The following is a 21,062-nucleotide window of genomic DNA, read 5'->3' as shown; positions in this document are numbered from 1 at the left end:
TAGAGCATCCAGCAAAGGCTCGGGGGGCTAGTCGTCATGTTGCATCAGCCCGGGCCGGGAATATCCCGTCGCGCGCAACGCAGCTCCGGCGGCCCGCGCGTGATGATCTACAGCCATGATACTTTTGGCCTTGGCCATCTCAGGCGCTCGCGCGCCATCGCCAACCGCCTGGTCGAACGCCACCCCGACGCCTCGATCGTCATCATCTCCGGCTCCCCGGTGATCGGCAGCTTCGAATTCGGCGACGGGGTCGACTATGTGCGCGTGCCTGGCGTGGTCAAGCATGCCGATGGCAACTACACCACCCTCAGCCTCAACCTGTCGCTCGACGAAGCGGTGGCGATGCGCGAGGGTATCATCCTGCAGACAGCCCGCGCATTGAAGCCGGACCTGGTGATCGTCGACAAGGAGCCGACCGGTTTCCGCGGCGAATTGCTGCCGGCGCTCGAGGAACTGCACCGGGCCGGGGCCCGTATCGTACTCGGTGTGCGCGACGTGATGGACGACCCTTCGGTGCTGGCGCCGGAATGGGAGCGCAAGGGCGCCGTCGATGCGCTGGCGCGCTATTACGACGACGTCTGGGTCTACGGCCTGCGCGAGATCTACGAACCGCTGGCCGGGCTTGACCTGCCCGAGCATGTCCGTCGGCGCATCGTCTATACCGGTTTCCTGCGCCGCGAACTGCCGCCTCAGCCGCAATTGATCCGCTATCCCAAGCTGACCAAGGGCCCCTTCGTGCTGGTCACCACCGGCGGTGGCGGCGACGGGCATGAACTGGTCGACTGGGTGCTGTCGGCCTATGAGCGCGATCCCGGCATTCCGACCCCCGCTCTGCTGGTGTTCGGGCCGTTCGTCGCCCGCGACCGCCGTGGCCCCTTCATGGAACGCATCGCCCGCCTGCCCAACGTCGATGCCATCACCTTCGACGCCAAGATCGAGCATCTGATGGTGAAGGCCCAGGGCATCGTCTCGATGGGCGGCTACAACACCTTCTGCGAGATCCTCTCGCTCGACAAACGGGCATTGATCGTGCCGCGCACCACGCCCCGGCGCGAGCAGACGATCCGCGCCGAGCACGCCACCCGCCTCGGGCTCGTCTCCATGCTGGACGGCAACAACCTCAATCCCGGCGCCCGCCGCGATCCGCTGGAGATGGCGCAGGCCATCCGCAACCTGCCCGACCAGCCCCTGCCGTCCAAGGCATTCCTGCCCCATCTGCTCGATGGCCTCGACCGCATCGAGCAATTGGCGACACCCTGGTTCGAGGCCAGGTCAGGCGCGGTCCCGCTGGGGCGCGTTGCTGGAACCTGACCATTTCCCGGGCGCTCGAGAAAAGTCCCTGCTAAAGCGAGCAGTTACCAACAAAGCTTTTCCGTGACCGGATCTTGATGTCATCAACCCGCACTCCCATTGCCATCGTCGTCAAGGGCTATCCCCGCCTGTCAGAGACCTTCATCGCCCAGGAGGTCCTGGCGCTGGAGCAGGCGGGCTTCGCCTTCGAGATCTGGTCGCTGCGCCAGCCGACGGACGGGGCCGTGCACATGCTGAACCGGCAGATCAAGGCCCGGCCGGTCTACCTGCCCGAATATCTGCACCAGGCCCCGCTGCGGGTGCTGGCGGGGGCGATCAGCGCCCTCAAGCGTCCCAGGCTCTTCAAGCTGATGGGGCTGTTCGCGCGCGATCTCAGGCGCGATTTCAGCGCGAGCCGGGGCCGCCGCCTCGGCCAGGCCCTGGTGATGGCGCGCGAGCTTGATCCGGCTGTCAGCCATATCCATGTGCATTTCCTGCACACGCCGGCCTCGGTGGCGCGCTACGCCGCCTTGCTCACCGGGCGGACCTTCAGCTTCTCGGCGCATGCCAAGGACATCTGGACCACCACCGATTGGGAGAAGCGCGAAAAGATCGCCGACAGCCTATGGGGTGTCACCTGCACGCGTGGTGGCGTCGAGGCCTTGCAGAGACTGGCGCCGGCTGGGGATCCCGAGCGTGTCAGCCTGCTCTATCACGGGCTCGATCTCGGCCGCTTCCCGCTGCCGCCGGCCGTGCGCCCACCCCGCGACGGCAGCAGCGCCGAGGCGCCGGTGGAGATCGTCACGGTCGGGCGCGCGGTGGCCAAGAAGGGGTTCGACGATCTGCTCGCGGCACTGGGGCGGTTGCCTCCGAGCCTCCATTGGCGCCTCACCCATATTGGCGGCGGCGAGCTGCGCAAGGCGCTGCAGGCCCAGGCCGAGAGCCTTGGCCTGTCCAACCGAATCACCTGGCGGGGGGCGCTGGCGCAAAGCGATGTGATCGAGGCCCTGCGCATGGCCGATCTGTTCGTGCTGCCCTGCAAGGAAGGCGAGGGCGGCGACCGCGACGGACTGCCCAATGTGATCATGGAGGCGGCGACCCAGGCTCTGCCGATCCTCTCCACGCGTTTTGCCGGCGTGCCGGAATTCGTGCGCGAGGGCGAGGAAGGGCTGCTGGTGCCGCCGAGCGATCCGGCAGCCCTCGCCGAAGGGTTGCGTTCCCTGGCCGAAGATCCCGTCTTGCGCCATCGCCTGGGAGCCGGCGCTTATCGGCGGGTGCGCGAAGCCTTCTCCTTCGAAGCCGGCATTGCGGCGCTCGCCGGCAAGTTCGACGCGGTGCTGGCCGGACAAGGCGCGGCCGTGGTGTCGGCACCGACCCTGGCGGAGCAGGGGTCGTGAGTCGCCTCGACAGTTTCATCCGCCGGGTCAGCGCCCAGCGCGACGTGCTCGACCATGTCTGCGGCCTGATCGACGGGCTGCCCGGCCCGGTGCTCGAACTTGGGCTCGGCAATGGGCGGACCTTCGATCATCTGCGCGAGAGACTGCCAGGCCATCGTATCATCGCCTTCGACCGAGCCCTCGGTGCGCATAAGAGCTCGGTGCCGCCTGAGGACGATCTCGTGCTCGGCGAAATCCGCGAGACCGCTGCCCGCTTCACCGGCATTGGCGCGGCGCTGGTGCATGCCGATATCGAAACCAATTATGCCGAAGTCGACGCCGAGACGATGCGCTGGCTGCCGCCTTTGGCCGCCGGCCTGCTGCAGCCCGGCGGCGTCGTCGCCAGCGGCCTGCCATTGCGGCATTCCGCGCTCCAGCATCTCGATCCGCCGGCCGACGTGCCGGCCGGGCGCTATTTCCTCTATCGGCGCACCGTGTAGGGACGCCTGGAAGCACGAGCGTCTTCGTCCGCTACCGGGATCATTGAATCTTACGAATTTCGTAGGATGATCGCGGCAATGAACTCAAGCGGCAGGCGGGTCCCTTGTCGGCGCTTCCCCTTTCCCAGCGTATGCGCTCGCTCCAGCGTCGGCTGCGGCTCCTCGCCGGACTGGTGCTGCTCGTCTTCGTGACGATGCATCTCGTCAACGCTGCCCTCGGCCTGATGTCCATCGAGGCCATGGAACAGGCCAAGCCGTTTCTGCAACTGCCCTGGCGCACCATGCCGGGCCTGGTGCTGCTGTCGGCCGCGGCCCTGGTGCATGGCGTTCTCGGCCTCATGGCGATTGCCGGACGACGGAGCCTGGCTTTGTCGCGCACGGACTGGCTGCAGATCGTTCTGGGCCTGTTCGCCACCCCCCTTTTGATCAATCATATCCTGTTCGCGCAGGTGTTCAGCCTGATCGACGCCGGGTTCAAACCCGATTTCGGCCTGGTGCTGGCAGCCTATTGGCATTTCGCGCCCGCCAATGCGCTGCTGCAGGTGCTCGCCGTGGTGGTGGTCTGGGTGCATGGCGCGGTAGGGCTCTATACCTGGCTGGTGCTCAAGCCGATCTGGCGGCGCCTCGGCCTGATCCTGACGCCGCTGTTCTTCATCCTGCCCGTGGCCGCCCTGCTCGGCTTCGTACAGGGCGGCAAGGATGCCATGGCCAGGCTTGCCGCCGAGCCCGAATGGCAGGCAGCGATCGCCGCCAGTATGGCGCGTTTCGGTCATGCCGAGGCTGAGATCGGCGCCATCCGCAATACGACCCTGCTGGCCTATGTCGCCCTGGTGTTGCTGGCCTGCGGCGTGATGGTGAGGCGCGTGCTGGGGAATCGGCAGCAGGTGGTCAGCGTGCACTATGACGGAGATCTTCTCGGCCAGGGGCGGCCCGGCCTTTCCCTGCTCGAGATCAGCCTGTCCAGCGGCATTCCCCATGCCCATGTCTGCGGCGGCCGGGGCCGGTGCGGAACCTGCCTGGTCGCCGTGGACGAGGGGACGGCCAATCTATCGCCGATCGGTGCCGACGAACGGGCGACGCTGGCGCGCATCAAGGCAGGCGCCGGCCAGCGCCTGGCCTGCCAGGCCCGATTGCTGGGCGAGTCCGTTTCGATCAGCCGCCTGCACCCGGCCTATGCCGACGTCACCGCTGCGCGCGATCCCGCCGGCTGGGTGGCAGCTTCGGCCGGCGGAGCCATATCGCAGACCTTGCCATCGCAGGCCGTGCCATGAGCAAACGCAGCATCGTCGCCTTCCTGGCATGCGCTTCGGCCGCCGGCTTGGCCCTGCAGCGGGCGCAGGCGGAAACCCTCGGCACCGCCGCGCTGATCCAGGACCAGACGGTCCAGCAGGGGCAGCTTTCGGCCTTCGTGGCCACTTTGCTGCAGGCCGCCAAGCATCGCCTCTCGGGCATCGCCAACAGCCTGGCTCTGGCGCCCGGCGAGTTCGCGCGCCTTGTCTCGGAAGTCTCCACCGCGATGCCGACCGGCAACGGCATCGTCACTCTGACCTATGGCCTCATCCTGGTCATCGTCGGGGCGGGGGCCGAATGGCTCTATTGGACCTATGCCACGCCGGCGGTGATCGCGCTGGAGGCGGCCGCCCTCACGAGCCGCCGGGAGGCATTCAGCCTCGCCATGCGGCGTCTCGCCTTGCGTGCTTTCGGCCTGGTCCTGTTCGTGGTGGCCATTGTCGGCGCCGCCGCCTATTTCGACTGGCCGGCCGGCTTCGACGGCTTCGTGATCGCCTCGATCCTGCTCATCGTGTTCGTGCGCCTGGCCTGGCTCGTGGCTGACGTCATCGCCGCGCCCGGCCATCCGCAATTGCGGCTCGGCGACATCGATCCCGCCCATGCGCAGCGCTTCGTGGCCAGCTTTGTCGGCATGGCCTTCCTGCTCGCCCTCAGCCATCTCCTGCCCGAACTCCTGGAATATGTCGCTGGCGCGCCCCACGCGGCCTCGGCCGTCCGGGTGATATCAGCCACCCTGATCACGCTCATCGTGCTGGTCGCCGTTCTGACGGGGCTGAGACGGGGACGGGCCGCCGCCAGGGCGAGTGGCCGCCTGCCGCGCTTTCCCTATGGCTTCCTCGCGGCCGCGCTGATCCTCGGCATTTACGGCGTCTGGCTGGCGGCGGGCAGCCCACTCGCGACGCTGTTGGCGATCCTGGTCATCGTCGCGGCGGTGCAGGCGCGGCTGCGGCGCTGGGTGTTCTTCTACTGGCCCGAGGAGGTGACGCCCGACGGCAGCACGATCGGCGCCGGCCTCATCCCGAACATCGTGCTGTCCATGTCGCGTTATGTCGTGGTGCTGCTCGGCATCGGCGCCGCCCTCATCGCCCTGGATGCGCCGATGCGCAACATGGCGGGGGGCGACAGCCCGCTGATGCGCTTCGTGCTGCATCTGCTCGGTGTCGCCGGCCTGGCGCTCGTCATCAATGTCGGCTGGGTCGCCATCCGCGAATTGATCGACCGGCGCCTGCGCGCCATCGGGCCTTTCGATCCCCATGCGGAGCCCGGCCCCAATGCGCGCCTGCGCACCCTGCTGCCGCTGCTGCGCATGACCAGCGCCATCGTCCTGCTGGTGCTTCTGGTGCTCTCCGCCCTGTGGACCCTGGGCATCGAGATCACGCCGCTGCTGGCCGGAGCCGGCGTGCTCGGCCTCGCCGTCGGTTTCGGGGCCCAGGCGCTGGTGCGCGACATCATCGCCGGCATCTTCTACCTGGTCGAGGACGTCTTCCGCATCGGCGAATATATCGAGAGTGGCTCGAGCACCAAGGGCACGGTGGAGCGCATCACCTTGCGTACCGTGGCACTGCGCCACCACAACGGCCCCTTGCATTTCGTGCCTTATGGCTCGCTCGGCACGGTGCGCAATAATTCCCGCGACTGGGTGATCGAGAAGTTCAACCTGCCATTGCCCGTGGCCGTGGATTCCGAACAGGTCCGCAAGATCATCAAGAAGGTGGGCGAGGGCATGCAGGCCGACCCCGATATCGGCCCGCTGATACGCGAGCCGCTGAAAGCCAAGCTCTATCGCATCGATCCCGGCATCAAGATCTTCCGTTGCAAGTTCCAGACCGCACCGGGCAAGCAGTTCGATGTTCGGGCCGAGGCCTTCAAGCGCATCGAGACCGCTCTCAAGGCCGCTGGTATCTCTTTCGCCGACGGCCTGCAGACGGTGGTAATCCCGGGATCACAAGCATTCCCGGGAACACAGGTGTTCCCGGGCGGGCAGCCGGCCGTCGCCTGAGGGTTCAGCTCTTCAGACACCGCCTCTGCAGCATTTTGTTCAAAAGCGCCTTGCCCTCGTGATCCGGTAGACGGCGGCGGGCGGCAGGTTCCAGAAGGCGCCGCCGATGCGCTCGGCCTGCAGGCCGAGCTCTGCGAGGACGGCGCGGGGAACGGGGCAGCGCGGCCCATAGGTGAACTGGTAGAAGGCTCCGTCCGGACGCAGATAATGGAAGGCGCCTGATACGATGTCCGCCACCTTGTCCGGCGGCATCGAAAGCAGCGGCAGGCCGCTGACCACGGCGCCAACGGGGCTGCCCAGGAACAGCGCATGCTGGGCGAGATGAGCGGCGTCCATCGATACGACTCGAGCCCGCGGAAAGCGGTTTCCCAGCATGCGGGCGAAATCGGCGCCGAACTCGATCAGCGTCAGGTCGCTTTCGGCGACGCCGCGCGCCAGCAAGGCGCGGGTGAACACGCCGGTGCCGGGTCCGAGTTCCAGCACGGGACCGTGTGCCGGTGAGATCTCGCGGGTCATCACTCGGGCTAGCGCGTCGCTGGAGGGGGCTACGGCGGCCACGCGCAGCGGGTTCGTCACCCAGGCGCGGAAGAAACGGGAGAAATCGGCACAGGACGTGCCCGGATCGGTCAAACGAAGCTCGGCTGATGGTTCGGCCATGTCACACCTGTCAGTTCTTCGGAAATGGTCCAGAGGCGGGCTGCTAGGGTCGGGTCGCGGGCCTTGTCGCCGATCCTGGCGTCCCCGACCGGCCCCTTGAGTTCGAACATGTTCTGTGGGCCGTAATAGCCTGATGGCCTGGCCTCGGGCGATGTCGCCGCGAACAGCGTCGGCAGCGCGCCTTCGGCGGCAGTTTGGGACATCAGCGGTTGCATCAGCCGGGTCAGCCACGCCATTGGATGGGGCCTGTTACGGCCGAGGCGCGGACCGCTGCTCTGCAGATCCGTGACGGCATAGCCGGGGTGGGCGGCATTGCTGATCAGGCCCCAGCCGAAGGCGTCGCTACGCCGCTGCAACTCGAAGGCGAAGAGGATCATGGCGAGCTTGGACTGGGCGTAGGCCCGCCAGGGTTTGTAGCTTGTACGCCATTGCAGATCGTCGAAGTGGATATCCGCCAGCAGTCGGTGTGCCCCACTGCTGAGATTGACGATGCGAGGGGCCCTGCCCCGGCGCAGCAGGGGCAACAGCCGGCCCGTAAGAGCGAAATGGCTGAGATAATTGGTACCGAATTGCAGCTCGAAACCATCCCGGGTCTCGTGCCGGACGGGTGGTGTCATCACGCCGGCATTGTTGACGAGGAGATCCAGCCCCTCCTGCTCATCGTCCAGGCGATCGGCAAAGGCGGCAACCGCACCGAGATCCGCGAGGTCGAGGTCGGCGTAACGGATGATGGCGGTGGGGCATCGAGCGCGGATACGCGCGAGCGCCTGCTGCCCCTTGGCCGGATTGCGGCCGGTCAGCAGGACCTCGGCGCCCGCCTGCGCCAAGGCCAGGGCCGTCTCGTAGCCGAGGCCGCCGGTCGCGCCGGTAATCAGCACACGCCGGCCCCGCTGGGGCGGCATGTTGCGCGTGGTCCAAGACCCGTTGGTTGTGCTCATGATTGTCAAGCCCTCAGCAAAGCTGGGAATTGGGCGCGGGCGAAACCGGTCGGCGCGCCGAGGGGGCCCATTCGGCTGCCGTGCTCCGCCGGACGGTTTCGGGCTGGCGGAAGGCCTGAAACGCTCCGCCACCGAGCATGAGGCGGCGCGGCGACTCCTGGCGGCCGGAAAGCTCCGCCACCAGCCGGGCAATCTCGTCGGGGGCGTCCGGCTGCAAGGCGGTAACCTTGATACCGAAGGGCCCGACGTCTCGGGCCAGAGCCGCGGTAAAGCCGGGTGTGGCGACGCGTCCGCCGAGGGAGGAGATATTGATGATATGGCCGGCCCGCTGGTTGCGCATCACCGGCAGGGCGGCCCGGATCAGATTGACCGTGCCGAGGAAATTGGTCTCGCTTCGGGCAGCGAGACCCTCGTCGCCGGCCTGCGCGAGGGGCGTCGGATGAGCGTAGCCGGCCGTGTTGACCAGCACGTCGAGGCCGCCATAGGCAGCTTCAGCGACCATGACGGCGCGATGGGCATGGGCCGGATTGGTGACGTCGAGCGCTGGATTGAGCAACCTGTCGCCATAACGTTCCCTGAGATCGGCAAGGCGCTCCGGATCGCGCGCCGTCGCCACCACCTTATTGCCTGCGGCCAGCGCCGCTTCGAGGATCGAACGCCCCAGCCCGCGGCCGGCACCCGTGATCAGCCAGATCTTAGACATGGTTCACTTCCCGTTTCGGTGAATAAAGAGTGTGTGCTCACTCATTTAACGTGTAAAAGAGTTCTGTGAGTAAGGTCGCCTTAGCTGCCCAGGCCGCCCCAGAAGATCTGGAAGCCGGCCTGCTTGTAGGCTTCCCGCCCATCCGGATCCCGCGCGGTGAATTCCAGGGTCGTCTCTGCGAGCGCCTCAAACGCGGCGCTCAGGAAAGCCATCGGCTGATCCCGGAGCGGGCCCAGCGCGTGGGCCTGTTCGAAAGCAGCGCTGACGTCACGAAAGGCTGCGTGGCCTGCCTGCCTGCTGGCCGGTGTGATGCGCTCGGATACGCCGAGTTGGCGCATGGCCTTGCGTTTCACCGGATATTTCGCGCCCCAGTCGATCCAGTGGCTCCAGATGTGCCAGGCACGCTCCCTTATGCTGGCATCGGGGGCGAAGCCCTGCATGATGGACCCGCCGAGTTCGGTCTTGAGGGTGAGATAGAGCTGGTTGAGCAACTCGTCCTTATTGGCGAAATATTTGAACAGCGTGCCCTCGGCGATCTCCGCGCCCTGGGCGATCTTCGCCGTCGGTGCACCGATCCCCATGGCCGCCACCAGCCTGGTGGCGGATACCAGGATCGCCTGGCGCTTTGCTTCGCTGAGAGGACGGGCCACGGTTCGGCTTCATTTGAGTGAGTACATACTCATTTATAGAGATCCTAACGGATTCCGTCAAGATCGAAGATGCCGAGCGTTGGCTTGCAGTCTCGATAGGGGCGGACCACAATGCCGCCGCCCAGGGGCAACGCTGTCGGAGCGAAGAAGATTCGGCCGCTTCAATCGGGGTCACACCGGGATTTGCGGACCGTATCAGGCCTGGAACCGCGATAGGATGGCGGTGTCCGGACCGGGAGGGGATTGGATGCCAGTCGAGGTTTGCCTGAGGCGCATGCGTCCTATCGGGCGAGGTGGCTAGTGGACATTCCGCGCCTGCCCGCCTTGCGATCCTACCATTCCTGGATCGCCAACGAGACCCTGGAGGACTATTCGCTGCGCTATGCGGCCAGGTCCTTCCGGCGCTGGTCCCCTTTTGTCATCGCCAATACGGCGCTTGGCGGCATCTCCTTCCTGGCGCTGGAGGCGATCGGCGGCACCATCACGCTCAGCTATGGTTTCGCCAACGCCTTTCCGGCCATCCTGGTCACCTGCCTGTTCGTGTTCGTGACCAGCCTGCCGATCGCCTATTATTCGAGCCGCTACAACATCGACATGGACCTGCTCACCCGTGGGGCTGGCTTCGGCTATATCGGCTCGACCATCACCTCGCTGATCTACGCCACCTTCACCTTCATCTTCTTCGCCCTCGAAGGGGCGATCATGGCACAGGCGCTGAAGCTCTTCGCCAATGTGCCGCTGGTGCTGGGCTACATCATCTCCTCGCTGGTGATCATCCCGATCACCTTCATGGGCGTCACCATGATCTCGAAGCTGCAGATGATCACCCAGCCCGTCTGGATCGTCCTGCACCTGCTTCCCTTCGTCTATATCGCCATCGGCCATCCCGGCACGCTCGGCGAATGGGTCGCCTTCGCTGGCAGCGCGGCAGGCGGCGGGGGCTTCAACCTCCTCGCCTTCGGTTCTGCCATCGGCGTGCTTGGTGCCTTGTCGATCCAGATCGGCGAGCAGGTCGACTTCCTGCGCTTCCTGCCGGACAAGACGGAAGAAAATCGCTGGCGTTGGTGGACGGCGGTGATCGCGGCGGGGCCGGGCTGGATCGTGGTCGGCGGCTTCAAGATCCTGTGCGGCAGCTTCCTGGCCGTGCTGGTGGTCAGCTCGGGCCTGTCGCAGGCGACCGCGCTCGAGCCCGTTCACATGTATATCAAGGCCTATGAGTATGTGAGCGCCGATAGCGCCGTGGTGCTGGCGGTCGCCGTGCTGTTCGTGCTGATCTCGCAGGTCAAGATCAACGTCACCAATGCCTATGCCGGCTCGCTCGCCTGGTCGAACTTCTTTTCGCGAGTCACCCACTACCATCCCGGACGGGTGGTCTGGCTGGTCTTCAACATCCTGATCTCGCTCCTGCTGATGCTGCTCGGCATCTTCCAGACCCTGGCGCTGGTGCTGGCCGTCTATTCCATCATCGCCTCGGCCTGGATCGGCTCGATCTTCGCGGACCTCGCCATCCTCAAGCCGCTCAAGGTCAGCCCGCCCTTCACCGAGTTCAAACGGGCCTATCTCCACAATTTCAACCCGGTCGGCTGCGGCTCGATGGCGCTCGCCTCCATCGTCGCCGTGCTCTGCTTTGTCGGCAGCTTCGGAACATTGGCGGAAGCCTATGCGGCGCCGATCGCCTTCTTCACCGCCCTTACCAGCGCAGTACTCATCGGTGTGGCGACTGGGGGGCGTTATTATCTCGCACGTCCGCGGGAAGAAGTGGCTGCTCGCCGGCAGGCTATCGTCAAATGCGAGATCTGCGGGCTCGACTACGAGCGCCCGGACATGGTGCATTGCACCTTCTACGATCGGCCGATCTGCTCGCTGTGCTGCAGCCTGGATTCGCATTGCCACGATGTCTGCAAATCGCCCGGCGGCGTGCTGGAGGATTCCCGCTCGCGCTATTTCGGGCGCACGCTGATCGGCAAGATCGCCCCGCATATGGGCCAGCGCCTGCTCAAGGTGGGGGGGGTGGGGTTCGCGTTGACCATCGTTACCGCCGCGGTGTTCCTGCTCACCTATCGCCTGATCGAACCCGGCGCCGAGGAGCCGCATCTCGACAGCGGCGCCCTGCTGCTCCGGGTCTTCCTGGCTCTCCTCCCCCTGCTTGGCATCGGCGCCTGGTGGATCGTGCTCTCGCACGAAAGCCGCGAGCTTGCCGAGCGTGACCTGGTCGCTTCGCTGGAGCGCCTGCACCAGGCTCAACAGGAGCTGGCGAGCAATGAGCGCCTGGCCGCGATCGGCCAGATGACGGCCACGGTGAGCCATGAATTGCGCAACCCGCTCGGTACGCTGGTGACCTCGGCGGATGTGCTCAGGCGTTCGCTGCGCGACGCCGGCGAGCCGGTAATGGGCGAACTGCAACGCCTGCAGCGCAATGCCTGGCGTTGCGTGCGCATCATCGAGGACCTTCTCGATTTCTCGCGCAAGCGGCCGCTGGTGCTCGCGCCCGTCGCCATCGATGCCTGGGTCCGCCAGCAGGCCGGCGAGCAGGATGCGGCCACCCGCGCTCTGATCACCCTCGATCTCGAGGCCGATTGCGCCGTGCCGGCGGATGCCGAGCGGCTGCGCCAGGCTTTTTCCAATGTGCTCGTCAATGCGGTGCAGGCCTGCGAGGGCAAGGTGCAAGGCGAGGCCGCCATCACCATCACCACGCTCAGGGAAGGGGATCGGGTGGTGCTTGGTATCGCCGACAAGGGCAGCGGCATGTCCCCGGAGGTGGCTGTTCGTATCTTCGAGCCCTTGTTCAGCACCAAGGCCTTCGGCGTCGGGCTCGGCATGCCGCTGGTCAAGCGTATCCTCGAACAGCATGGCGGCGAAGTCAGGGTCGAGAGCGAGGCCGGCGAGGGCACGCTGATATCGCTGGTCCTGCCCTGCATTCCGGCGACCCGGCCATGAAGGACGAGGACAGTGAACTGCCCGCCGACATCATCGGCGCGTCGGGGGCTTCCTCCGGTGGCGAAGAGGCGGATACGCGCTGCGTGCTGATCGTCGACGACGATGTCGATTTCGCTTCCAGCCTTGCCGGCCTGCTGAGCCTGGAAGGCTATCATACCCCGATCGCGCATGATCCGGCGGCGGCCCTGGACATGCTTGCTCGCGAACGTATCGCCGTGGCGCTGGTCGACGTCCGCCTCGGCATCGGCGATGGAGTCGATCTCGTCCGCGCGCTGCGCCAGCGCAATCCCGATCTCGTCTGCGTGATGGTCACGGCCTATGCCTCGATCGAGACGGCGGTGGAGGCTCTCAAGGCGGGCGCCTATGACTACCTCTCCAAGCCCTTCTACACCGAGGAATTGCTGGCGTTGCTCGATCGCTGCTTCGAACGCATCCGCCTGGTGGAGGAGAAGAGCCGGATTGCCGAACGTCTGCGCCAGACCCAGCGCCTGGAGGCGATGGGGCAGCTCGCCAGCGGCATCGCCCACGACTTCAATAACATCCTGGCCGTGCTCTATTCCAATCTGCGCTGGCTGCAGGAGCGGCTCGATAGCCAGCCGGAGCTGCACGAACTCGTTGCCGATGCCCTGGATGCCGCGCGGTCCGGCTCGGAGCTGGCGTCGCGCCTGCTGAGCTTCGGGGCGAGGCGCATCGAGGAAACGGCGGTCGTCGCTCTCGGCACGGAATTGCCGCCCTTGATGCGCGTCCTCGATCGCACGCTGGGCGACAAGGTGGCTGTTGTCCTCGAGGTCGCGCCGGATCTCCATCCGGTCGAGATCCCCACCGGCCAGCTCGAATCGAGCCTGCTCAATCTTGCCCTCAATGCCCGCGATGCCATGCCCGAAGGCGGGCGCCTTACCTTTGCAGCCAGTAATATCCTGGTGGCGGCCGAAGACGCGCGCGTGGCCTCTGGCCTGCTGCCGGGTGCCTATGTTCTGCTGTCGGTGACCGATACCGGCCAGGGCATGCCGCTGGCGGTCCGGCGCCGGGCTCTCGAACCTTTGTTCAGCACCAAGCCATCCGGGGAAGGCAACGGCCTAGGCCTTGCGATGGTCGATGCCTTCGTGCGCCAGGCCGGCGGGCGCCTCGGCATCGTCAGCACGCCGGGCGAGGGCACCACGATCAACCTCTATCTGCCGCAGGCGCGGCTGGCAGGCGGGGGATGAGGGGTGCTCACGTGCCTACTCCCGCGCTTCGGCTGCGAACATGTAGCCGACGCCGCGGATGGTCTTGATGTATTGGGCGTCGCGCACATCGTCGCGCAGCTTGCGGCGAATCTTGCCGATCAGCACGTCGATGCTGCGGTCATAGGGCGTCCAGTTGCGATTGGCGACGATGTCGAGGATCTGGTCGCGCGAGAGGATGCGCCCACGCCGCTCGACCAGGGCGGACAGGATCTGGAATTCCTGGCTGGTCAGGCGCACACGTTCGCCCTGCGGCGAGCAGAGTTCGTAGCGCGAGGGATCGAGCTGCCACCCGGCGAAGCGGATGGCGGGGGAGGCGCTGTGCTCCACCGTTTCGGACAGGTTTATGCGCCGGGTGAAGCGGCGCAGCACGGTGCGGATGCGGGCCAGCAATTCGCGCGGCTCGAAGGGCTTGGTGATGTAGTCGTCGGCGCCCAGTTCCAGGCAGACCACCTTGTCGATGGTGCTGCTCTTGCCGGAGAGCATGATCACCGGCAGGTCGTATTGGCTGCGCAGCGTGCGCGCCAGGCTCAACCCGTCTTCACCGGCGGGGAAGGTGAGGTCGAGAATCACCAGGTCGAAGCTCTCGTCCGCCATGGCGCGGCGCATGGCCCGCCCCTCATTGGCGCTGGCGGTGGCATAGCCCTCGCTCGACAGGAATTTCTCCAGAAAGCGGCACAGCCGATGATCGTCATCGACCACGAGGATGCGAGGCTTGGCGTCGGCGGCTGGCATGGCGGCAGGATAGTCGCAATGCCGCCTGTGGTCGAGACGGGTAGCGGGACATGGCGGTAGCGTATAGGGCCCTGGCCGGGGTTCTTGTGCCAATTCCGCTGAAAAACCGGGGGGTATGGCCAAGGGACGGTCAATTCGGCGCTTACCTCCGTCTTTCCCGGTTACAAAAAATTACACAAACCGTGGTCGGACGATTCATGGTGGTTACAGGGCGCTCCTAGGCTCCCCCTGCACGAACGGCCCGGCTGCTCCCTTGTGGCGCGGGCACAGAACATCGTGACGGTTCGGCCCGGAGTACCCCGCAGGCCGGCCCCAGGAGGAGGAACCGATGCCCAAGACCGCATTCTCCGTCGATCTGAAAAAAGCTCCCGAGGACCAGGCGATCAAGACCCATAATCGCTGGCATCCCGACATCCCGATGGTCGAGACCTTCAAGCCCGGCGCCGTTTTCCGCGTCGAATGCTATGACTGGACCGGCGGCCAGATCGGCAACAACAACAGCGCCAACGACATCCGGGACGTCGACCTCACCCGCGTGCACTATCTTTCCGGCCCCTTCGGCGTCGAAGGCGCTGAGCCCGGCGACCTTCTGGTCGTCGACATTCTCGACATCGGCGCCCTGCCCGATTCGGAATGGGGCTTCAACGGCCTGTTCGCCAAGGAGAATGGCGGCGGCTTCCTCACCGAGCATTATCCCCATGCCTCCAAGTCCATCTGGGACTTCCAGGGCATCTACACCACCTCGCGCCATATCCCCGGCGTGCGCTATCCCGGCCTCATCCATCCCGGCCTGATCGGCTGCCTGCCCGATCATAAGCTGCTGGCCGAGGCCAACCGGCGCGAGGCGGAACTGGTGGCGACCGATCCCGAGCGTGTGCCGCCGCTCGCGGCCCTGCCCTATGGCGACACGGCCCTGATGGGCCAGATGTCGGGGGATGCCGCCCGCAAGGCCGCGGCGGAAGCCTGGCGCACCGTGCCGCCGCGCGAGCATGGCGGCAATTGCGACATCAAGAATCTGTCGCGCGGTTCCAAGGTCTATTTCCCCGTTTATGTGAAGGGCGGCGGCCTTTCGATGGGGGACATCCACTTCTCCCAGGGCGATGGCGAAATCACCTTCTGCGGCGCCATCGAGATGGCCGGCTGGATCGATATCAGCGTCGATGTGATCAAGGGCGGCATGGCCAAATATGCCATCACCAACCCGATCTTCAAGCCGAGCCCGATCGACCCGCATTTCGACGATTATCTCATCTTCGAGGGCATCTCGGTCGACGAGCATACGGGCGAGCAATATTACCTCGACGCCCATGTCGCCTATCGGCGTGCCTGCCTCAACGCCATCGAATATCTCAAGAAATTCGGCTATTCGGGCGAGCAGGCCTACATGATCCTGGGCACAGCGCCGGTGGAAGGGCGTATCGCCGGCATCGTCGACATTCCCAATGTCTGCGCCACGCTGGCCATTCCAACCGCCATCTTCGACTTCGACATCAATCCGAACGCCTCGGGACCGACCAAGAAGGTGTCGGGCCCAGACGTCGCCAAGACGAGCTGATCACCCCCTCGCACACATCATGAAACCCGCGCTTCGACCGGAATGCATCTCCGGTCGACGCGTTGCGTGTGGAGGAAAGGCGATCATGCTGCTTGGATTTGCATTGCTCTATGTCGGAGCCGTCCTGTTCCTGAACGGGCTGTGGCTGCTCGGGAAGATCGACGACAAGGAGATCGTCGTCATCAACGTGGTCTCCGGATTCGTCACTTTGTGCGTCGCCCTGTCTTCGGCCTTCGGCGCCCAGGCCGATGCCGCCTCGATCAAGGCCGCTGCCCTGACGTTGTTGTTCACCACCACCTATCTGTGGGTCGCCTATAACCGGGTGGTGACGGTCGATGGGCGCGGGCTGGGCTGGTTCAGCCTGTTCGTGGCTGTAACCGTGGTGCCCATCGCCTTTCAGGGGCTGACCTCGGCCCAGACCTTCACCGATACCTGGCTCGGCCTGAATTGGGCGATCTGGGCCGTGCTCTGGTTCATGTATTTCCTGCTGCTGGCGCTCAAGCGCCCGATCCTCAGGGTGACGGGGCTGGCGACCGTGGCCTCCGGCATCGTTACCGGCTGGATCCCCGGGCTGCTGCTGCTGGAAGGCAAGCTGTGAACCTGCCGCGGGGTACGCCCCGCGGCATCTTCTGTTTTGGTGCCAAAAGCGTCTTGTCCTGGGAGACAACCATGCCGCTCTACAATTATGTCTGCGACGATTGCGGGCCCTTCGACGAATGGGTGGCGATGGCGGACGCAACCAAGGCCTGCGCCTGCCCGGGCTGCAGCGAGCTCAGCGAACGGGACGTCGCTTCCCCGCAGCTCAGCCTGATGAACGGCAAGCTGCGCCGTGCCCTCGCCCGTTCCGAAAAGAGCGGCACCGAGCCGAAGGTGGTCAAGAAGTCCCATCTGGCTGGTTGCGGCTGCGCCTTGTGCAAGGTCAGCAAGAAAGGCCCTTCGACTCGCCACAAATGGATGATCGGGCATTGATTCCCCGGAGCATGAAATTGGTGTGCCGATCTCTAGATCGGCATCTTCCCTACCGACAAACGCGACGTTTCCAAGAATGCCGATCTGGAGATCGGCACACCGCATGTCGAGCGTTCTAGCAGGCAAGTCAGAACCCGGAGCCGAGAAGTCCGCGCTCCCATCACGCCTTGACCACCTTCGCCATGTCGGCACCCGCCTTGGCGCAGACGTTGCGGGTGTCGACCACCAGGCGCGCGGCGCTGGCGACCAGGGTGTAGTCGACGCCGTCATGGTCGGTGGCGATCAGCACGGCATCGTAGCCGGCGAGCGTCTCGGCTGTCAGCGCCACCGAGAGGCGCCCGGTGAGGGCGGCATGCTCGCGCGTTTTCGGAATCACCTGTGCATGGGGATCGTGGAAATCGGTCGCGGCACCACGCTCCTCCAGGATCTCGATCAGCTTGAACGAGGCGCTCTCTCGGGTGTCGTCGACATTCTTCTTGTAGGCGATGCCGATCAGCAGGATGCGGGCGCCGTTGAGGCCGCGTCTGAAGCGCTTGTCGAGGGCTTCCGCCAGGCGGTCGACGACATGGCGGGGCATGGCCGTGTTGATCTGGCCGGCGAGCTCGATGAAACGCGTGGCAATATCGAACTCCCGCGCCTTCCAGGTCAGATAGAAGGGGTCGATCGGGATGCAGTGCCCTCCGAGCCCCGGGCCGGGATAGAAGGGCATGTAGCCGAAGGGCTTGGTCTTGGCGGCCTCGATGATCTCCCAGACGTCGAGGCCCATGGCGTCGTAGATCACCTTCAATTCGTTGACGAGGGCGATGTTCACCGAGCGGAAGATGTTCTCGGTGAGCTTGACAGCCTCCGCCGCCGCCGGCGAGGAGACCGGCACGGTGGCGCTCACGAAGGCATCGTAGAGGGCCTTGGCCAAGGCGAGCGCATCGGCGCCGTCGCCGCCGACGACCTTGGGAATGTTCTGGGTGCCATAAACGGGATTGCCCGGATCCTCGCGCTCGGGCGAAAAGGCGAGGAAGAAGTCCTGGCCGGAGACCAGGCCATCAGCCTCCAGCACGGGCTTCATCAATTCCTCGGTGGTGCCGGGCCAGGTCGAGGATTCCAGGATGACGAGCTGGCCGCGCCGGAGCTTCTGCGCGATCGAAGCAGTCGAGTTGGCGACATAGGACATGTCGGGCTCACGCTGGCGTGTCAGCGGCGTCGGCACGCAGATCAGGATGGCATCCGGCTCGTCGAGCCTGTCGAAATCGGCGGTGGCCTCGAAAAGGCCCTTGGCGATGGCCTCGCGGATCGGCTCGTTGGAGATGTGCTTGATCAGCCCATCGCCCTCGTTGAGGGCGGCCACACGCCTCAAGTCGATATCGAAACCCAGCACCTTGAAGCCGGCGCCGGCAATGGCGATGGCGAGCGGCAGGCCGACATAGCCCAGGCCAATGATACCGATCACGGCCTGTCTTGCTTGGATGCGGGCGAGGAGGGCGGCGGCGAGGGGGGACTGCATGTCCTGCATATCAGCCAGGGCGGGACGGAAGGCAAGCGGGCAATCGGGGCCCGGTCTTCAGAGCCTGACAGAAGACTCACGGAAACCTCAACCTTTGTCATCACCGGGCTTTGTCCCGGTGATCCAGGAGCCAAAAACTCAGCGAGTTATGGTTCCCTGGCTGCCCGGGACGACGCCCAGGCATGACAAAATCGAATTTTTCTCGGCTTGCCACGATTTTTGAAGCAAGTTCTTCGGAGCTGAACCCTCCGGGCGTGCGGTGTTTTCAGGTCGCTCCGAGGGCTGCCCCTCTTCGGCGCCAAAGCTGCTTGCCAAGCGGGAAAGCCATAAGTAATGTTATGTTATAACATTACTTATGGAGTTATTATGGAGATCGAAGACAAGAGGCTGCCGGTCACCGTGCTGTCGGGGTTCCTGGGGGCGGGCAAGACGACCCTGCTGAACCATGTCCTCAACAACCGCGAGGGCCGGCGGGTCGCGGTGATCGTCAACGACATGAGCGAGGTCAACATCGATGCCGATCTCGTGCGTGACGGCGGCAGTGGCCTGTCGCGAACCGACGAGAAACTGGTGGAGATGACCAATGGCTGCATCTGCTGCACCTTGCGCGACGACCTTCTTTCCGAGGTCCGGCGCCTGAGCGAGGAAGGCCGTTTCGACTATCTCCTGATCGAGGGCACCGGCATCGCCGAGCCGCTTCCGGTTGCAAGTACCTTCTCCTTCCGGGACGGGGCGGGCGTGAGCCTGTCGGACGTCGCGCGCCTCGACACCATGGTCACGGTCGTCGATGCGGCGAACCTGCTGGCCGATTATGGCTCCAACGACTTCCTGCGCGATCGCGGCGAAACCGCGGGCGCCGCGGACGAGCGTACTATCGTCGATCTGCTGGTCGAGCAGATCGAGTTCGCCGATGTCGTGGTGATCAACAAGGCCTCGCAAGTATCGGCCGATCATCTCGCGCTGGTGCGCAAGGTCGTGCAGGCCCTGAATGCCGATGCGCGCATCGTCGAGACGGATTTCGGCAGGGTCGGGCTGGAAGCGGTGCTCGATACCGGCCTCTTCGACGAGGAGAAGGCGCAGCGCCACCCCCTCTGGTACAAGGAACTCTACGGCTTCGCCGATCATGTGCCCGAGACCGAGGAATATGGCATCCAGAGTTTCGTCTACCGCGCGCGGCAGCCCTTCGATCCCGACAAGTTCAATGCTTTCGTCGAACGGATCTGGCCAGGGTTGATCCGGGCCAAGGGCCATTTCTGGTTGGCGACGCGGCCCGACTGGGTGGGCGAGTTCTCGCTGGCGGGCGCCATCGCCCGCGTGAGCGCGATGGGGCATTGGTGGGCCGCCATCCCGCGGCGGCATTGGCCGGATCATCCCGACTGGTGGCGCATCCTCGAACGCAATTGGGACGACGTATGGGGTGACAGGCGGCAGGAACTGGTCTTCATCGGCACTGGCCTCGACGAGCCGGCGATCCGCAAGGCGCTGGACGATTGCCTGGTGCGGCCTGCCGGTGGGCGCCGCTTCGACCCGAAAGCCTATCGCCATCTCAGCGATCCTTTTCCGGCCTGGGAAGCGGTTTGAGATGGGAGGGCCTTACGCAAGCCGCCTATGCTCATTGCGGCCAAATGCATGCCAATGGTGCAGGCCGCTTTGGAAAATTCCTTTCAGAACGGCGGCGCGGACGTCGGCATTGGCGGCGAGATAAGAGTCCTCGTCGAATCCAGGAGGCGGCGCGAACTCGCGCGCCTCGTCCCGGGCCAAGTGATGCTCGACATAAGCAATGTGCACCGGAAAGCGGGGATCATCCTTCACATCCGCCGCCTCCGTCTTCAATTGGTCGATAAGGCTTCTCGCCGGGATGAATTGGCCGTGTTGCCTAAGCAACTGCGCCTTGGCGCAACGGATATGCCGATTGTTGTTCGGTAGTCTTTCAATAGCCCGATCGATCCAGTTCAATTCTGCGGCGAAGTCGAAATCGTAATTCGCTACTTCGTCGAGCAGCCGATCGGGCAGGCGCTCTCTCAGCAAGAAGGCTGCACTGTCGTCGGCTTTCTCTTCCACAATATCGAAATACCCGGCCAACCGTTCCTGCACGACGTGAATATAGGGCAGAAAGGGGTGATGATAGTCCTGATGAATGACGATGGAGATCCCCGGAATCAGGCTTCTAAAAAATGTCCCCAGCACATGCTGCCAAATCTCTTTCGTTTTACAGATGTCGAGAAACAAGATTTCAATTGGCCTCTTATTCCAATTCATTTTGGTGATGTCGCCGATATGTACGTCAACATATTGTGCCAGCGGGCCCAGATTGGACATGTATCGAGGCAGGATCGATCGATTATTGGATAGGTCGATGTCGAAGACTCTTTTCAATTCCGAGATCATGAAATCTTCGGAATTGTCCTGCTCGATCCATACCTTGAACAAATCATAGGCATGAATTGTCTCGGATTTTGACTTTAGCCTATTGTTCTCATCGACTCCCTTCGCAAGGCAGTAGGACGACGAGCCCAGGAACGCCCCGGCATCGATGATCTCTCCCCTGCCGCTGAAATAGTCCTTCGCAAGGTGATAAAGAAGCGCCCCCTCGGTCGGGCCCAACATTCCTGAAGGCATGCCCGCAATACCAGCCTGGGAGTGTTTCCATGGCTTTTCTTCAAATAAATGCATTGGAGGATTCCAGACCGGAGCTGTGGTTCGGCGTCAGGACTATGCTGATCCTCGACAATTATTCAATTC

General features: G+C 64.6%; 18 protein-coding genes. 11 read left to right on the top strand and 7 right to left on the bottom strand.

Annotation, left to right across the window (positions count from 1 at the left end):
- Positions 1-36 precede the first annotated feature (36 nt).
- The 5 genes from ACZYTC_RS18240 to ACZYTC_RS18220 all read left to right on the top strand — a co-directional run bounded on the left by ACZYTC_RS18240 (position 37) and on the right by ACZYTC_RS18220 (position 6,455).
- Positions 37-1,311, top strand: a complete 1,275-nt coding sequence (locus tag ACZYTC_RS18240) for a glycosyltransferase family protein (RefSeq protein WP_441774226.1) — start codon at positions 37-39, stop codon at positions 1,309-1,311.
- A gap of 77 nt (positions 1,312-1,388) precedes the next feature.
- Entirely contained in the window at positions 1,389-2,687 is a 1,299-nt protein-coding gene (locus ACZYTC_RS18235) for a glycosyltransferase family 4 protein (RefSeq protein ID WP_441774225.1), read from the top strand.
- A complete protein-coding gene (locus ACZYTC_RS18230) occupies positions 2,684-3,166 on the top strand; it encodes a class I SAM-dependent methyltransferase (RefSeq protein WP_434959084.1) in 483 nt (160 codons plus the stop codon). Before ACZYTC_RS18235 ends, ACZYTC_RS18230 begins: the two co-directional genes overlap by 4 nt.
- Before the next feature lie 104 nt (positions 3,167-3,270).
- Positions 3,271-4,437 carry a 2Fe-2S iron-sulfur cluster-binding protein gene (locus tag ACZYTC_RS18225; RefSeq protein WP_441774223.1) on the top strand — a complete coding sequence of 389 codons (1,167 nt, stop codon included), beginning with the start codon at positions 3,271-3,273 and terminating at the stop codon, positions 4,435-4,437.
- Positions 4,434-6,455: a mechanosensitive ion channel domain-containing protein gene (locus ACZYTC_RS18220; RefSeq protein WP_488990249.1), complete on the top strand. Its 2,022-nt coding sequence runs from the start codon at positions 4,434-4,436 to the stop codon at positions 6,453-6,455. Before ACZYTC_RS18225 ends, ACZYTC_RS18220 begins: the two co-directional genes overlap by 4 nt.
- Positions 6,456-6,494: 39 nt before the next feature.
- Here ACZYTC_RS18220 and ACZYTC_RS18215 read toward each other — a convergent pair whose 3' ends face one another.
- The 4 genes from ACZYTC_RS18215 to ACZYTC_RS18200 form a co-directional block, all read right to left on the bottom strand.
- Positions 6,495-7,112 carry a class I SAM-dependent methyltransferase gene (locus ACZYTC_RS18215; RefSeq protein WP_488990248.1) on the bottom strand — a complete coding sequence of 206 codons (618 nt, stop codon included), beginning with the start codon at positions 7,110-7,112 and terminating at the stop codon, positions 6,495-6,497.
- A complete protein-coding gene (locus ACZYTC_RS18210) occupies positions 7,082-8,050 on the bottom strand; it encodes an SDR family oxidoreductase (protein ID WP_488990247.1) in 969 nt (322 codons plus the stop codon). Before ACZYTC_RS18210 ends, ACZYTC_RS18215 begins: the two co-directional genes overlap by 31 nt.
- Before the next feature lie 13 nt (positions 8,051-8,063).
- A complete protein-coding gene (locus tag ACZYTC_RS18205; protein ID WP_488990246.1) occupies positions 8,064-8,753 on the bottom strand; it encodes an SDR family NAD(P)-dependent oxidoreductase in 690 nt (229 codons plus the stop codon).
- A gap of 80 nt (positions 8,754-8,833) precedes the next feature.
- Entirely contained in the window at positions 8,834-9,403 is a 570-nt protein-coding gene (locus ACZYTC_RS18200) for a TetR/AcrR family transcriptional regulator (protein ID WP_434959090.1), read from the bottom strand.
- Positions 9,404-9,703: 300 nt separating this feature from the next.
- Here ACZYTC_RS18200 and ACZYTC_RS18195 point away from each other — a divergent pair, with 300 nt between their 5' ends.
- Together ACZYTC_RS18195 and ACZYTC_RS18190 are read left to right on the top strand one after the other, a co-directional pair.
- Complete coding sequence (locus ACZYTC_RS18195) at positions 9,704-12,340, top strand: ATP-binding protein (protein WP_488990245.1); 2,637 nt, start codon at positions 9,704-9,706, stop codon at positions 12,338-12,340.
- Positions 12,337-13,545, top strand: a complete 1,209-nt coding sequence (locus tag ACZYTC_RS18190; protein ID WP_441774218.1) for a response regulator — start codon at positions 12,337-12,339, stop codon at positions 13,543-13,545. The genes ACZYTC_RS18195 and ACZYTC_RS18190 overlap by 4 nt, the downstream gene beginning before the upstream one ends.
- A gap of 15 nt (positions 13,546-13,560) precedes the next feature.
- On the opposite strand, the gene ACZYTC_RS18185 is transcribed toward ACZYTC_RS18190, so the two are convergent.
- Entirely contained in the window at positions 13,561-14,298 is a 738-nt protein-coding gene (locus tag ACZYTC_RS18185) for a response regulator (protein WP_488990244.1), read from the bottom strand.
- 328 nt (positions 14,299-14,626) lie between these two features.
- On the opposite strand from ACZYTC_RS18185, the gene fmdA reads away from it, so the two are divergent.
- The 3 genes from fmdA (at position 14,627) to ACZYTC_RS18170 (ending at position 16,822) form a co-directional block, all read left to right on the top strand.
- Positions 14,627-15,853, top strand: coding sequence for a formamidase (gene fmdA / locus ACZYTC_RS18180; RefSeq protein WP_434959094.1), 1,227 nt, complete (start codon positions 14,627-14,629; stop codon positions 15,851-15,853).
- 85 nt (positions 15,854-15,938) lie between these two features.
- Positions 15,939-16,451, top strand: a complete 513-nt coding sequence (locus ACZYTC_RS18175) for an AmiS/UreI family transporter (RefSeq protein ID WP_488990243.1) — start codon at positions 15,939-15,941, stop codon at positions 16,449-16,451.
- A 71-nt stretch (positions 16,452-16,522) separates the two neighbouring features.
- Positions 16,523-16,822: an FmdB family zinc ribbon protein gene (locus ACZYTC_RS18170; protein ID WP_441774216.1), complete on the top strand. Its 300-nt coding sequence runs from the start codon at positions 16,523-16,525 to the stop codon at positions 16,820-16,822.
- Between the two features lie 160 nt (positions 16,823-16,982).
- Here ACZYTC_RS18170 and ACZYTC_RS18165 read toward each other — a convergent pair whose 3' ends face one another.
- Positions 16,983-18,329, bottom strand: coding sequence for a nucleotide sugar dehydrogenase (locus ACZYTC_RS18165; protein ID WP_488990242.1), 1,347 nt, complete (start codon positions 18,327-18,329; stop codon positions 16,983-16,985).
- A gap of 357 nt (positions 18,330-18,686) precedes the next feature.
- Between ACZYTC_RS18165 and zigA the strand changes: the two genes are divergently transcribed.
- Positions 18,687-19,901 (top strand): zinc metallochaperone GTPase ZigA, encoded by a 1,215-nt coding sequence (zigA, locus tag ACZYTC_RS18160; RefSeq protein ID WP_488990241.1) that lies wholly within the window; start codon positions 18,687-18,689, stop codon positions 19,899-19,901.
- A gap of 12 nt (positions 19,902-19,913) precedes the next feature.
- On the opposite strand, the gene ACZYTC_RS18155 is transcribed toward zigA, so the two are convergent.
- Positions 19,914-20,993, bottom strand: coding sequence for a hypothetical protein (locus tag ACZYTC_RS18155; RefSeq protein ID WP_488990240.1), 1,080 nt, complete (start codon positions 20,991-20,993; stop codon positions 19,914-19,916).
- Positions 20,994-21,062 lie beyond the last annotated feature (69 nt).

The sequence above is a fragment of the Labrys sp. F242 genome (genome assembly GCF_057813875.1).
The sequence above is the reverse complement of the archived record's forward strand: the minus strand, read 5'-3'. Positions and strand labels throughout refer to the sequence as shown.

What these genes read in the sequence shown, in the direction of transcription:
- ACZYTC_RS18165 (WP_488990242.1), bottom strand. Translation starts at nt 18,329, where the DNA reads ATGCAGGACATGCAGTCCCCCCTCGCCGCCGCCCTCCTCGCCCGCATC.
- ACZYTC_RS18215 (WP_488990248.1), bottom strand. Translation starts at nt 7,112, where the DNA reads ATGGCCGAACCATCAGCCGAGCTTCGTTTGACCGATCCGGGCACGTCC.
- ACZYTC_RS18205 (WP_488990246.1), bottom strand. Translation starts at nt 8,753, where the DNA reads ATGTCTAAGATCTGGCTGATCACGGGTGCCGGCCGCGGGCTGGGGCGT.
- ACZYTC_RS18240 (WP_441774226.1), top strand. Translation starts at nt 37, where the DNA reads ATGTTGCATCAGCCCGGGCCGGGAATATCCCGTCGCGCGCAACGCAGC.
- ACZYTC_RS18190 (WP_441774218.1), top strand. Translation starts at nt 12,337, where the DNA reads ATGAAGGACGAGGACAGTGAACTGCCCGCCGACATCATCGGCGCGTCG.
- ACZYTC_RS18175 (WP_488990243.1), top strand. Translation starts at nt 15,939, where the DNA reads ATGCTGCTTGGATTTGCATTGCTCTATGTCGGAGCCGTCCTGTTCCTG.
- ACZYTC_RS18220 (WP_488990249.1), top strand. Translation starts at nt 4,434, where the DNA reads ATGAGCAAACGCAGCATCGTCGCCTTCCTGGCATGCGCTTCGGCCGCC.
- ACZYTC_RS18210 (WP_488990247.1), bottom strand. Translation starts at nt 8,050, where the DNA reads ATGAGCACAACCAACGGGTCTTGGACCACGCGCAACATGCCGCCCCAG.
- ACZYTC_RS18235 (WP_441774225.1), top strand. Translation starts at nt 1,389, where the DNA reads ATGTCATCAACCCGCACTCCCATTGCCATCGTCGTCAAGGGCTATCCC.
- ACZYTC_RS18155 (WP_488990240.1), bottom strand. Translation starts at nt 20,993, where the DNA reads ATGCATTTATTTGAAGAAAAGCCATGGAAACACTCCCAGGCTGGTATT.
- ACZYTC_RS18170 (WP_441774216.1), top strand. Translation starts at nt 16,523, where the DNA reads ATGCCGCTCTACAATTATGTCTGCGACGATTGCGGGCCCTTCGACGAA.
- ACZYTC_RS18185 (WP_488990244.1), bottom strand. Translation starts at nt 14,298, where the DNA reads ATGCCAGCCGCCGACGCCAAGCCTCGCATCCTCGTGGTCGATGACGAT.
- zigA (WP_488990241.1), top strand. Translation starts at nt 18,687, where the DNA reads ATGGAGATCGAAGACAAGAGGCTGCCGGTCACCGTGCTGTCGGGGTTC.
- fmdA (WP_434959094.1), top strand. Translation starts at nt 14,627, where the DNA reads ATGCCCAAGACCGCATTCTCCGTCGATCTGAAAAAAGCTCCCGAGGAC.